Below are 12,656 nucleotides of genomic sequence, written 5' to 3'. Positions count from 1 at the left end.
CAGAGCCGTCTCTGTGCTCCGATGGGAAGATTGTTCCGGCAGTTCCACCTGCACCGGCACGATCTCCTGCGGCGCCAGAAGTTCTCCGGCCAATTCATCCCGAAGCCGTTTTTGCCACCGCATGAAAGTGGAATAGCCAATGCCGTTCTCTGCGCACCACTCCCGCTTGCTTTTTCCGCTGTGCGCACACTCCTGCACAAGCTGCAGGCACCGCTGCTTTTTCAGATTTACATATTCCTTGCCCATTTTATCGCTCCTTTGTGAGACTTTTGAGACTTCTGAGATTTTTGCGACTTCTTAGACTTTTGAGACCGCATTTCTCGTTTGTCCCATTTCCTTCTATTGTCCCACATCCTTTCAGCTTTCGGAAGCCGGGGTATTATGGAGCGGTTACCCTTTAACTCTAATACTTTTTACCATTGTAAGCAAACTCCTCTCTAGGACAAGCTTTTTATATTATATCATACTCACACAAAAAAGCCTAAAGCCACAAATATTTTTCTTGCATATTCACAAAACAATATAGCTCTCCCTTGTCCGCTCCCCTGCTCTTTGACAACTCTTTTCATTTATCCAAAAATCCCAGAGATTATCGACTCTGGAATGATTTCGATCAGGGCGACACCGCCACCGCTCATCAGCTGCTCCATGCCTCGACTCTTTTCTTCAGGGTATCAGTGCCATAACCTTCCAGCAGATTGATTGCACCCCAGATACCGAAATCGGCGTCCAGTGCCATAACGAGAGTCTGCAATACCTCAACTGTGCTTCGGATATGTAAACAGGCAGCAGATGCTGCCTGCCCTTTGAGCGTTTGTATAATTTTACTCCGCATCCTCCTCAATGACAAAAAACTCATCCTTCGGGTGGAGCTTTGCTCTGGTGTCCAGATACTTCTCGATGTCGAAGGTGAGCTTCTTATCATAATCGGCTGTGTACTTGTAGTTTGGGTGCTGGGTCAGATCATATTTATCGGAGAGAAACGGCCGGACACCTCTCAGCTGCAGGGTACATTTCCTGCATCGCAGCCCTGGACAGCTTCTCGTATCTGCGCAGCAGTTCTTCCCGCTTACCCATTTGCCGCACCTTCTCTCTGTGCCCGGTTGATTCTGGTGGCCCGCAGCCAAACGTCCAGCTCCTGATAGCAGACAGCACTGACACATGGCTGCCCTTTTGCATAGCAGCAGCCTTCGCACTTCTTTTCCTGCGCGGTCATCACAGCTTCGGCCAGATAGTAGCAATTCTGCTTGCCGAGGATGCAGCCGACCTTGCGGTTTTTCCAGAAGAAACATTTGCGACAGGTATCGGGCCTGTCCGCATAGTACCGGATTCCATCAATCAGAATGATTTTGCGCTTTGCCTTTTTGCTCATTTCGATATCCTCCTTGGTTTGATCCGTTTTCGTCTTCGTCCGAAAACGACAAAAGCCCTGTGGTGAGGGTCAGTCACCACAGGGCTATGTAAGATATCGATATTTCGTTTTCACGGGCACTTGAAGCCGTAATTATTGTGCTTCACTCTTCTGGGACAAGCAAGAAACAGCGAGACACGCCAATCCGATTCCGAGCATGCCCATTCCCGAAGTTGCGTCCAATTCATTTAACACGGACAGCACAGCCACTCCAACACCCATTGCCAGAGCGACTGCCTTCATAATCAAATGGACCATCGGCATGATATTTTTCTTATCTGCTTTCTGTGAATCCGCTTTGACCTGCATCAGTTCATCTACGCTTATGTCAAAACACTCTGCAAGCTTTGGGATTGTATTTACATCCGGACAAGATAAATCTCTTTCCCATTTGGATACGGCCTTATCCGTTACCCCCATTTTTTCAGCCAGTTCAAGCTGTGTCATTCCATTTTCTTTTCTCAATGATGCAATCATCATGCCAAGCGTTTTCTTTTCCATTTGCTTCAGGCTCCTTCTTTTGATGTCTGCATCATATCACTTTCGCCACGATTTACTCAAGCGACCACCAGTTTAGTTCAGTAGACCTGTGGTTTACCCGCTTTTTGGTATGGCCTTCTTTCTAATCCCGGCGCTTGTTTTTAGAAATCCAAAATTTCTCTGTCCGGGCCGCTAATGCATTTAGAAATCCATCCCTCAAGCCTGTCCACTTCTAATACTTCCTAACGTACTTGTGTTTCAGATCTTATCCCTAAAACTTTCGTGTCCACTTTTGGGGGTACAGTTTACCGTTATATGGTATGTAACTAATGTCTGTGAGCAGCACTGTCCTTGGACCACTTGTTGTGAATTCTCGATTCACCAGATTAGGAGAAACATGGCTGGTATGCATAGCCTGCATCATTTTTCGATAAGGATTCACCTTGCGAATCGGACAATATAGTCGGTATTTTTCCATGATTCTGCGGATTTTCTTGATGTTCATCACCACTGGTGGATTCAGATGAAGAAGCCTCATATAGATGCTTCGGGCACCTTTTTTGTAGCCACGGTGATTATACGCTTGAAGAATCAATTCAAAATCCCTGCAGTCCTGTTCTTCCAGCTCCGCACGATACTGTGAAGCATTTAGCCATCGGTAGTATCCTGATCTGGATACACCGGCCAGCTGACACATGGTTTGGATATCAAGCTGATTGTCTTCCTCCTGCAAGGCTGCATGGATTATCATAAATTTTGCCGATGCCTTGCCCATGATTATCTCCTTTGCTTTTCCGGCTGATCCACTGCAGAAACTTTTTTTAAAAATTCAATCTCCTGGTGTAGGTAAGCCACTTCGCATTGAAGACGATTAATCATTTGTCGATCCGTCAAAACTGCCTGTTCTTCTGGCGAAGCATCGAAAAGTGAACCTGCCTTATTATGCCTGGCCTCTCTGAAGCCGATTTCTGAAACTGCTTCCATCCGTATTTTCTGAGAAATTCCATTCAAACGAGGCTTGCCTATAATCTCTATGGGGTATCCAAGCCTTGGCAGTATTTCTCTTGGGGGAATTCCCTCGGAATAAAGGCGCATAAATTCGGCTTTGAATGCAACCGTAAAACTAAGTGTATTGGCATCAACATAGGCTGTATACGGATTTCTTCTCAAAAAAGTAAGCTCTTCTTCTGTGAACTGTCGTTTGGCCATAGTGCGTCCTCCTGCTGTGAATATTATAGCATGAAGAACTTCCCGTAAAAGCGAATCTCATCGTGTCCACTTTTTTTCTAAGACAAAGCGTAAAACTAACAGTCTGCCTGTCCACTTCTAATACTTCCTAACGCACTTGTGTTTCAGATCTTATCCCTAAAACTTTCGTGTCCACTTTTGGGGGGTACAGTTTAAATCACCTTTTCTGTTAGCAGACTTTTTGCAAGGGTTTTAGGCCGTGTTAGCAAGGTACCTGATTTCGTTAGCAAATTTTGCTTTTTCCTGCTAATTTTGTTAGCAAACCCGTCTGAAGAAAATTCAAACAAGGAACGGTCAACTTTCTTTGCAAATTCAAAAATTCCGTTAGCAAGCCACCTTCACGCCGTTAGCAAGCTGGATTTTTCTTCCATTTTTCCAAAATAGCGAAAAAAGGAAAATGCCGAAAACCCTTGATTTATCAGGGGTTTTCGGCATTGAACCTGGTGTCCTTGGCGGGATTCGAACCCACGGCCTTTCGCTTAGGAGGCGAATGCTCTATCCTGCTGAGCTACAAAGACTTATATGAAATTGAACTTGGAACAATCACTTTTGGCGCGGAGTTGATTGGTTGAGCACAACCTTAGGAGGCGAATGCTCTATCCTGCTGAGCTACAAAGACTTATATGAAATTGAACTTGGAACAATCACTTTTGGCGCGGAGTTGATTGGTTGAGCACAACCTTAGGAGAAGAGCCTAATGAGCTAAGCCAAATGCAACGGAACACAAAGAAAACCAGTAATATCAAGGCTTTTCCCGTATTACCTTATATACAGAGTACAACCAAAATCAAACCCAAACAAGGGTGAATTTCCCCTTGTTTTTTGCAAGCTGTTAGCAAACCTCTTTGTTTTCAGGAGCCGTCATCAGTTCAATCTGCTTCTGAAACCGCACCATTTTCGTTGAACTATATACAAGGGGGTAGTGGGTCTTTCTTGGGAGCCGACCTCAAGTCGTTTTCTCCCCCCTAGAACCCCCCTAACCATCTGAAGGAGAAGAATAACTATCTGAAAATAGAATATCTATCCTCATCCTGTTATTTGCATCTTGCCAAATAACAGGATTTTTTATAGCTAATTCTGAAACTAACTGGAGGAATCTTTCATGCGAAGAGTAAGCAAAGCACAAATTCAAAATGCCCGGCAAATCGGAGTTTTGGATTACTTCCGGATTTGCAAGCCCCATGAACTGATCAAAGTAAGTGCCCACGATTTTCGGACCCGCACACACAGTAGCCTTGTCATCAGTGACAATGGTCTGTTTCACTGGTACCGCGCAGGTGTAGGCGGAAACAATGCAATCGACTATCTGCTCAAGGTAGAAAATATGGATTTCGTTAGCGCAGTACGGTTGCTGAATGAACTCCAACCTGTCCGCGCCTCTTTTCAGCCGGTGCCTCATCCGATGAATACTCCTTCTATTCAAAAATCCTTTGAGCCACCGGTACCTGATCGAAGCAACGAAACCATTCAGGCGTATCTTTATCGCCGCGGCATCAGTGGCAAAGTATTTCGTTTTTGCCGCAATGCAGGCACCGTTTACCAAACAACCCGTGGAGGATATAAAAACTGTGTTTTCCTTGGCCTGGATTTCCAAGGCACACCACGTTCTGCTTTCACACGCAGCTGCCAAGGAACTTGGCGTGGTGATATAGCCGGAAGTCAAAAGAAATACGGTTTTCTGATTCCTGCCGATGATGAGGACTGTTCCACTGTGGCAATTTTTGAAGCTCCCATTGATGCCATGTCTGGTGCTTCGCTCACACAATACCAACGAGAAAAGCCTTGGCGAAGCCAGTTCTATCTGGCAATGGGTGGCCTGAATCATCAATCCGTGGATTACTTTCTGGAAAATCATCCGCAGATTCGAACCATCAATCTTTGTTTGGATAACGATGCCCCTGGCCGGAATTTTACCAAGCAACTTCTGGAATCTCTTTCAACCAGAGGATATATCGTGATCGACAGCCCTCCCAGTATCGGAAAAGACTATAACGAACAGCTCATTTATCAAAAGCAACATCTGAACTCGTCCCCTATCCGATGAATAAACCTCTTTTAAGGAGATTAGAAAACATGAAACAAAAACGTATTACTGCAATCCAAGCCTATTGGAAAGGCGTGCGCTGTGCAGAACATCTCATCCGTGGCCTGAAGCAAATGTCTGAGCGCGATCCCGACGCATCTCCCAGCCTCATTGCAAACGCAATTTATGTCCTGACCTATTATGCAACCGGTCGCGACTGTCTTCGCCTGATGCCCATCTATTTCCGTATGTTGGGCATGGAAGTTCCCCGCCCCATTCGCCATCTTCCCAGCAGTTCCGATGAAAACCTTACTACTTCATTTCGCGTAGGACTTTTCGTTGGTCTGGAGGAGATCTTGGACAACTCGGATACTATGATCGAACAAACGGAGGAATTCTAATGAAAACCATTGCCATTGCCAATCAAAAGGGTGGTGTGGGGAAAACCACGACTGCTGTTAATCTGGGTGTAGCTCTTGCTCAGCAAGGCTACAAGGTTTTATTGGTGGATGCCGATCCACAGGGCGATCTGAGCTGCTATCTTGGCTGCTATGACATGGAATCCGGAAACGGCACACTCAGCACCATGATGGATGATGTAATCAATGATCGCCCCATCACCAATGCGGTGCGCCATCACGAAGAAGGCGTCGATTACATTCCGTCTGATATCGAACTGTCCGATATGGAAGTGCGGCTGGTTAATGTAATGGCCCATGAACGGGTGCTTGAACAGGCACTGGAGCCACTTCAGGACAAATATGATTATTGCCTGATCGATTGTATGCCCAGCCTGGGGATTCTCACGGTTTCTTCACTGGTTGCTTCTGACAGAGTTCTGGTTCCTGTACAGGCACAGCACTTCGCTATGAAAGGTCTGATTTCCCTGGTAAAAAGCATTCAGCAGGTGCGGCGGCGAATCAATCCCCGTCTGGAACTGGATGGTATTGTAATCACCATGGTGGACAAGCGCACTAATCTTTCCCGCGATGTGAGTGCCGCCCTGCGCCGGGCCTATGGCCATCAGATCAAAATTTATGGTTCTGAAATCCCCATCAGCACCAAAACGGCAGAGAGTGCAGCCACCGGACGCAGCCAACTGAGCTACGATCCCAATGGCGCTGCCAGCAGAGCATACCAATCGTTGGCAAAGGAGGTTACACAGGGTGAACGAAAAAATGTACGGACAGAACATCAGTCTGCCCTCACTCGATAATCTGTTCAGTTCCGAATCGGATCGACAAGATGCAAAACTTGAAAAAGTACAGAATCTGCGATTGTCGGAACTGTTTTCTTTCAAAGACCATCCCTTTCAGATTCGTGACGATGAAGAGATGCAGAAGATGGTAGACAGCATCAAAGATCATGGCGTACTGACCCCTGCCATCGTGCGCCCTCGCCCAGAAGGCGGATACGAACTGGTATCCGGCCACCGGCGGCATCGTGGCTGCACACTCGCGGGGCTGGACACCATGCCCTGCATTGTAAGGGAAATGGATGACGATACTGCCGTAATCTTAATGGTAGACAGCAATTGCCAGCGAGAACATATCCTGCCCAGTGAGCGCGCCAAAGCATATAAGATGAAACTGGAAGCCGTGAAGCATCAAGGCAAACGGCATGATTTAACTTCTGCTCAAGTTGAGCAGAAGTTGTGGGCAGTGAATCAAGTTGCTGAAGAGAGCGGAAATAGTCGAGCACAGATTCAACGATATATTCGCTTAAATGATCTCATCCCCGACCTGCTGAACATGGTGGATGAAGGTCAGCTGAAACTCACTCCCGCAGTGGAACTGAGTGCTCTTGCTCCACACGAGCAGGAAGAAGTTCTTGAATACCTTCAATACATGGAATGCACCCCTTCCCTGTCCCAGGCGCAGAAATTGAAAACTGCCAGCAAAAATGCGCCGCTTACACCGGAAAGCATTGAAAAAATTATGTCTGCCAAAATCCCCAGCGTTTCCGCGCGGGAGCCGCAGATACGTCTGTCCGTATCGAAGGTTGAACAATATTTTCCGAAGGGTTATACCATAGAGCAGATGGAACAATATATTATCCGTTTGCTGGAAAACTATGAACGCAACCGTTCTCGGGAAGGACGGTGACAGAAAATGGTTCGACTTCTTATCATAGAACCCGGCTACTGTCCGTACATTGCAAACTTCGACAACATCGAATCGGCTGTCCGTGAAGTGATTCCGGGCACATCGCAGCTGACCCTGCCCTTCGACACCGCAAAAATCGGAATGCTGTGCAGCGAAAATCAGTCCGGTTTGAAGTTCAATCGACAAATCAACGAAGATTTTTCCGTATATGGTCGCTGCATTATCTGTGGGGTACGGGAAAAAGCCGCAACCGGCCTGAGCCGGGAACAGGCAGACAGGTACAGCAGAAAATATTTTCTACCGGAAAGCACTTTGCAGGATGGAGATTTTCCCATTGCAAAAGCAAAACCGATGGATGAGCGTTTTGGCCGGAAGGTTCGCTTCTGGGAACGCTGACCAATTTACCACAGGAGGAACATAGATAATGACTGAACTGAAAATAAGCACGCCCTATGCCGAATTTATTGTCACCCCTGCTGTGCAGGAAGAGCAAAAATACTGTTTCACACAAGATATGTATTCGGATGCAAGAGGTGCCTGTATTGGTCACCTGCGAGGATATTGGGAGGGCATTTCTCCTGTCCCCTATACAAACTGGTGGCCGGACACATTCCCGGAAAAATCTTCCGAATTCAAGGAAGAGTTGGCGCATCTGTTCCATGGGCTGCAATCTTCCGGACTTCTGGCGGATCGGGCCACGATGAACGCACGATGCAATCGATTCCCTTCTGCCGTCATCAAGACGCAGTTCCGAAAAGAGATGGCGTTCCGCATCAACACCGAACATCGCATCTATTTTCTGCGCTGCATCCCCCACAAGGGTGAATACAACTTCTACCTGTACTGCTATGATCGGAACGCTCTCATGGAAATTTTCCGGCGGGGAAAGGACGCTCGACTTATTGTTTCAGTGAATATAAAATCATATATCAAATGATGGTCACCCTAAACTACGCGGGACAAATAAAACAACTCTCCAAAATGGTGTAATGTGTTTATAACTACGGGTAGGAATAACGAACGATATAGAAACTATTTAATCTGACCTCAGTCAATATAAAAAGGATCAAAAGCATGAAAACTCAACAAATCATTGAGCAAACTATAAACCAGCAGAAAAAATCACTCATTGCAGACAAATCTGATTCGGTCATTCACCTGTTGACCCGGCGAGGAATTTTGCCAAACAATCAAATCACGGATTCTCATATTCGTCAAGCACAGCAAGAAAAGCAGCGCCGGATGTATCACAATACACAACTACTTCTTGAGCAATACCGAAATATTGCTTGGGCACTGGAGTGTTTCCCCGATACAATTGCAGAGGAATTGGATCATCCTCTAGGCAATCTGGATTCTCTGCTCGGAAAGATGGATTTAGAAATGAGCCTCGGCAATCAAAAGCTGCAGAATCGATTGGAAAGTATAAAAAAATCCCGACTACTTCTTGATCGAGTCAATGAAGCGCTCACGGTTCTGAAAAAAAAGCCAGGCAACGGACCGAAAATGTATAAGCTAATCTACCACACCTATCTGGCTCCAGAAAAGCTAAGCCACGAAGATTTGATCTACCATCTTTCCATTTCTTCACGGCATTATTATCGGCTTCGTCAGCAAGCCATAACAATTTTATCCATCCGTCTATGGGCAAGTCCCTCCAGTGAAATGGATTCCTGGCTTGAACTTTTGACATTATTAGACAGCCTTTGAGACAAGCGTCTCAGAGTATCACTTCCTTAAACGAAGATTACGATGAAATGCCTTCGTGCAAAACCGAGCAGCGTATTTCCTCAGAATCACACCAAATACGTTCTCCAAATTTACATCTTTTGCAATGACCTGAATTTTCATTTCTTCATACAATGTTGAAACTACACCATACTATGTTCGCATCAAAATATTTTTATACACAATTGGTTTCTCATATGATATGATGAAAACAAGCTTTCTTTCAATGTCATAACCACAAATTGATTTGTAATCTCTCTAATAGAAGAAAGAACAGAAAGGGCGGATGAAATATGGAAAATTTCATCAAAGAATTAACAATCATTGACTTTTTAGGAATTCTTGTTCCGGGAAGCCTTGTGTTATTATTGTTCAGTCAAGACTATCCCATACGGAATATCTGGTGTGGATTTTTTGGTAGTAGCTCTGCGGCCGACACGATTATCTTTTTAGTCGCTGGCTATTTAACTGGAATGCTAATCCATGAGTTGGGTGATCTGCTGGAAAAGATAATATGGGCATGCCCTTACTTGAATCCACGTTATCATGCTGCGAAAAACGTTTACTTTGCTCAAAAAAACATATATAATGTGATTTCCCCCTCTCATGTGACAAACACCCATGAAATGCATCTTGAAAATCAAGATCGTACAATAGCTTTGCAATTCATTATTTCAAACATTGCAGTCTGTGTCATTCTTATATCAGTGTTTTTCTTTCCGTTCCTACTAAAATACAGCTGCAGCAAGGATGTTTTACTGGTTTTATTGATTCTTCTCACCTTACCAGTGATGTTCATAAAAGAAATGCTTGTACGTTCAAAAAGCAATCAACTCTCTGCTGTATTAAAATACGTTAAACAAAACCCTGCAATTCAAGTAAAGATATTTGGAAAGGCAAGTGCAGCAAAACGTCAGATATTCGATGGATTTTATTGCATCATGCGTAATCTATTACTTGTTATCGGGTCAGCGAATATCTATGCTCTCTGTTTTACTGACTCTCCCCACTTTTCTCAACAAGTTAAAAATTTTTATGACAATAACAGTCTACTTGCAATCTATTTTATTGCCAGTATTCTTATGCTGATTCGATGCTTGCATACGCCGCTCAAAAAGTGCAGCTTGACCGCAGATGATGGTGCATCACCTCCGCTTAAATGGTGTACCAATTCCGCCGAAATGGTGCATGGCGGCCGCAGGCGTGGTGCACGGGGCCGCCATGCGGGGAATCACTCGGGAATGCCCTTGCGCTTGCGCATGGACTCGCCCTCAATCTGGATGGTATAGGCGTTGTAGATGATCCGGTCACAGATGGCATCGGCGAGAGTCGGATCGTACAGGTTCTCGTGCCACTCGCTGGTGTCGTACTGGGAGCAGAAGATAGTGGAGGCCACCTTGTTTCTTGCCTCTACCAGTTCCAGCACATCCCGGGCCTCGGCCTCCTTGAGGGGATAGAGCAGCCACTCATCCAGGATGAGCAGTTTCTCTTTCCTGAGCTTTTTCATATAGTCCCGGTAGGTTCCGTTGGCCCGGGCCACAGAGATCTCCACCAGCAGATCGGGCAGGCGAATATACCGCACGGAATAGAAACTGCGGCTGGCAGCCATGCCAAGGGCGCAGGCCAGATAGGTCTTTCCGGCCCCAGTGGCTCCCAGAACGATGACATTGTGTGCTTCCTGGAGGTAGGTGCAGGAGGCCAGGCGCAGGATCTGCTCCCGATCCAGCCTTCGTTCCGGGTGATACTCAATATTCTCGACGCAGGCAGCAGGATCTGCGTAACCGGCGTTGCGGATGAGCCGGGTCAGGCGGTTGCTTTTCCGGGCGCTCCACTCCGCATCCACCAACATGGCAAACCGATCCTCAAAGGAAACGGTCTGGAATTGGCTGTCCTGCAGCTGGGTTGAAAAGGCTTCTGCCATGACGCCCAAGTGCATCTCCTGCAGCTTACGTACGGTTTCATTGCTCAGCATGGTCATTCCCCCCTCTTGTAGTAGCCGGCGCCTCGGGTAAACTTATGGGCTTTGGGCTCTTCCGGTTTGGGTAGAGCATCCTCATCCAGCAGCTTGTCCTGTCCGGATTTCAGGATGGACTGGACGCTTTTCAGGCTGGGGGAAGATGTGTAAGAGAGGGCTTTCCGACAGGCGTTCTCCACCCGCTGCGGGGAATAGCGCTCTGCCAGTTTCAGCAGGGCCATACAGGACTTGTAACCCTGCTGCTCTATCTTGTGGGCAGAGAGGAAAAGCCGCACCACGGCAGCGGTGTGCTGGCCAATCTGCTCCGCCCAGCGGATGAAACGCTCACCATTCCATTGCAGGTAGGCCTGGTGGTCCGGCGGCATATGATCCTCCACCGTGCTGTACTGGTTGGGACGGCCATGAAGCCGCAGATGAGAGGCGATACGGGTGCCAGAGAAGAAAATTTCTACTGTGGTCCGGGTAAGGCGCACATCCACCTGCTGCTTGATGTACTCATACGGCACGGAGTAGTTCATGCGCTCCACACTGATGTGGTAGTTATACTGGACGGTTGCCACTTTCCAGACTGCCAGCTCGAAAGGAGCTGCCGGCAGCGGCTGCAGAAAGAGCTGCTCCTCGGCAAAACAGGATGCCCGGCTGCCTTCTCGTTTCTGAAATGGCTTGTGGTTGAAGGTTTCCAGCTTCTCACGGATTGCTTGATTCAGTTCCACAAGGGACAGAAACTGGCGGTTGCGCAGAGCAGCCAGGATCCAGGTAGAGACCACGCCGACGGAGCCCTCCACAAAGGCCTTGTCCTTGGGACTGCGGGGCCGGGCGGGGAGAATGGCGGTGCCGTAGTGCTCCGCCATCTCCTGGTAGGACTTGTTGAGCACAGTCTCTGTACGGGAGTTCTTGACAATACCGGTCTTGAGGTTGTCCGGCGTGAGGATGCGGGTGACGCCGCCGAAATACCGGTAGGCGTTGACATGGCCGGTAATCCAGGATTCCTGCTTCATGCCCAGGAAAGCCTCTGTGTAGGCGTAGCCGCTGTATGGCAGCACCGCCACAAACAGGTAGGTCTCCAGCCGTTCCCCGGAGTCTGTGTCCACCAGAGCCACTGTCTGGCCCGCCCAGTCTACCTGCATGGTCTCGCCGGGCTTGTGTTCCAGGTGCATGGTGGCTTTAGTTTTGTGGACATAGTCCGCGTAATACTTGTTGAACTGAGTGGACTTGTAGGGCAGCTCGCCGTTCTGACAGCACTGCTCGCAGTATTCCACCCACAGCAGGCTCAGGGTAACACCGCTCTTCTGCATTTCACGGTGTACCCATTCGTAGTCCGGCATTTTGTAAACAGGCCCCTTTGACTCGGTTGGAAATAGCCACTGGGAAACTTCCTGCTGCGACATGGACTGCGCTTGCTGCCAGCCAAGCTGCTGCTCCCGAGCCCGGGCTAATGTGCGTGTGACCGTGTTGCGGCCGCAGCCAACGGCATCCGCAATTTCTTGGTGTGTGAGTCCCAGCCTTTTCAGCCGGAGGATCTCTTTGTGATTGACCATGGTAAGGCCTCCTAAATTGAATTTGCATCTGACGATGCTAAACTCATTTTAGTGGCCATCCTGTCAATGCATGCATTCTGCGGCGCCCAGCGGCAGCTGGTGCGGTGGCCAGCGGCAGCTAAGCGCCGCTAACGGCAGCCCCGTTTAG

General features: G+C 47.6%; 15 protein-coding genes, 1 tRNA gene and 2 pseudogenes. 8 read left to right on the top strand and 10 right to left on the bottom strand.

The features are described 5' to 3' along the window. The 8 genes and pseudogenes from tnpA to ACESYO_RS15995 all read right to left on the bottom strand — a co-directional run. Nucleotides 1-246 (bottom strand): IS66 family insertion sequence element accessory protein TnpA (tnpA, locus tag ACESYO_RS16030; RefSeq protein ID WP_409338426.1); only part of this gene is annotated, 246 nt, incomplete at its 3' end. A 323-nt stretch (nucleotides 247-569) separates the two neighbouring features. Beyond that, a pseudogene (locus ACESYO_RS16025) lies at nucleotides 570-739 on the bottom strand (Maff2 family mobile element protein). Nucleotides 740-824: 85 nt separating this feature from the next. Beyond that, nucleotides 825-1,016 (bottom strand): annotated as a pseudogene (locus ACESYO_RS16020) (hypothetical protein); the annotation flags it as partial. Nucleotides 1,017-1,069: 53 nt separating this feature from the next. Then, nucleotides 1,070-1,372 (bottom strand): hypothetical protein, encoded by a 303-nt coding sequence (locus ACESYO_RS16015; protein WP_087295130.1) that lies wholly within the window; start codon nucleotides 1,370-1,372, stop codon nucleotides 1,070-1,072. A gap of 132 nt (nucleotides 1,373-1,504) precedes the next feature. Then, nucleotides 1,505-1,912, bottom strand: a complete 408-nt coding sequence (locus ACESYO_RS16010; RefSeq protein ID WP_058965516.1) for a helix-turn-helix domain-containing protein — start codon at nucleotides 1,910-1,912, stop codon at nucleotides 1,505-1,507. Between the two features lie 250 nt (nucleotides 1,913-2,162). Further along, nucleotides 2,163-2,666: an IS3 family transposase gene (locus ACESYO_RS16005; protein WP_373210826.1), complete on the bottom strand. Its 504-nt coding sequence runs from the start codon at nucleotides 2,664-2,666 to the stop codon at nucleotides 2,163-2,165. A 2-nt stretch (nucleotides 2,667-2,668) separates the two neighbouring features. After that, nucleotides 2,669-3,100 (bottom strand): HTH domain-containing protein, encoded by a 432-nt coding sequence (locus ACESYO_RS16000; protein WP_337574990.1) that lies wholly within the window; start codon nucleotides 3,098-3,100, stop codon nucleotides 2,669-2,671. Between the two features lie 480 nt (nucleotides 3,101-3,580). Further along, nucleotides 3,581-3,657, bottom strand: a tRNA-Arg gene (locus ACESYO_RS15995). A 584-nt stretch (nucleotides 3,658-4,241) separates the two neighbouring features. Between ACESYO_RS15995 and ACESYO_RS15990 the strand changes: the two genes are divergently transcribed. The 8 genes from ACESYO_RS15990 to ACESYO_RS15955 all read left to right on the top strand — a co-directional run bounded on the left by ACESYO_RS15990 (nucleotide 4,242) and on the right by ACESYO_RS15955 (nucleotide 10,284). Then, nucleotides 4,242-5,183: a toprim domain-containing protein gene (locus ACESYO_RS15990; protein ID WP_373210824.1), complete on the top strand. Its 942-nt coding sequence runs from the start codon at nucleotides 4,242-4,244 to the stop codon at nucleotides 5,181-5,183. Nucleotides 5,184-5,212: 29 nt separating this feature from the next. Next, nucleotides 5,213-5,563 carry a hypothetical protein gene (locus ACESYO_RS15985; RefSeq protein ID WP_058965514.1) on the top strand — a complete coding sequence of 117 codons (351 nt, stop codon included), beginning with the start codon at nucleotides 5,213-5,215 and terminating at the stop codon, nucleotides 5,561-5,563. Beyond that, the gene (locus tag ACESYO_RS15980; protein WP_373210822.1) at nucleotides 5,563-6,378 is read left to right on the top strand and encodes a ParA family protein; all 816 of its coding nucleotides are present in this window, start codon (nucleotides 5,563-5,565) and stop codon (nucleotides 6,376-6,378) included. The genes ACESYO_RS15985 and ACESYO_RS15980 overlap by 1 nt, the downstream gene beginning before the upstream one ends. Next, the gene (locus ACESYO_RS15975) at nucleotides 6,341-7,267 is read left to right on the top strand and encodes a ParB/RepB/Spo0J family partition protein (RefSeq protein WP_373210827.1); all 927 of its coding nucleotides are present in this window, start codon (nucleotides 6,341-6,343) and stop codon (nucleotides 7,265-7,267) included. Before ACESYO_RS15980 ends, ACESYO_RS15975 begins: the two co-directional genes overlap by 38 nt. Before the next feature lie 6 nt (nucleotides 7,268-7,273). Continuing rightward, nucleotides 7,274-7,663, top strand: coding sequence for a DUF3846 domain-containing protein (locus ACESYO_RS15970; protein WP_283128301.1), 390 nt, complete (start codon nucleotides 7,274-7,276; stop codon nucleotides 7,661-7,663). 28 nt (nucleotides 7,664-7,691) lie between these two features. Continuing rightward, nucleotides 7,692-8,204 carry a hypothetical protein gene (locus ACESYO_RS15965; protein ID WP_373210820.1) on the top strand — a complete coding sequence of 171 codons (513 nt, stop codon included), beginning with the start codon at nucleotides 7,692-7,694 and terminating at the stop codon, nucleotides 8,202-8,204. 137 nt (nucleotides 8,205-8,341) lie between these two features. Further along, complete coding sequence (locus ACESYO_RS15960; RefSeq protein ID WP_373210818.1) at nucleotides 8,342-8,977, top strand: hypothetical protein; 636 nt, start codon at nucleotides 8,342-8,344, stop codon at nucleotides 8,975-8,977. 311 nt (nucleotides 8,978-9,288) lie between these two features. After that, the gene (locus tag ACESYO_RS15955) at nucleotides 9,289-10,284 is read left to right on the top strand and encodes a hypothetical protein (RefSeq protein ID WP_373210817.1); all 996 of its coding nucleotides are present in this window, start codon (nucleotides 9,289-9,291) and stop codon (nucleotides 10,282-10,284) included. On the opposite strand, the gene istB is transcribed toward ACESYO_RS15955, so the two are convergent. Together istB and istA are read right to left on the bottom strand one after the other, a co-directional pair. Continuing rightward, a complete protein-coding gene (gene istB / locus ACESYO_RS15950; RefSeq protein ID WP_195450679.1) occupies nucleotides 10,227-10,967 on the bottom strand; it encodes an IS21-like element helper ATPase IstB in 741 nt (246 codons plus the stop codon). The two genes, ACESYO_RS15955 and istB, sit on opposite strands and share 58 nt — an antisense overlap. A 2-nt stretch (nucleotides 10,968-10,969) precedes the next feature. Beyond that, nucleotides 10,970-12,508, bottom strand: a complete 1,539-nt coding sequence (gene istA / locus ACESYO_RS15945; RefSeq protein ID WP_373210815.1) for an IS21 family transposase — start codon at nucleotides 12,506-12,508, stop codon at nucleotides 10,970-10,972. Nucleotides 12,509-12,656 lie beyond the last annotated feature (148 nt).

Source organism: Allofournierella massiliensis (assembly GCF_964241245.1).
GTDB classification, from domain to species: domain Bacteria; phylum Bacillota; class Clostridia; order Oscillospirales; family Ruminococcaceae; genus Allofournierella; species Allofournierella massiliensis.
The sequence above is the reverse complement of the archived record's forward strand: the minus strand, read 5'-3'. Positions and strand labels throughout refer to the sequence as shown.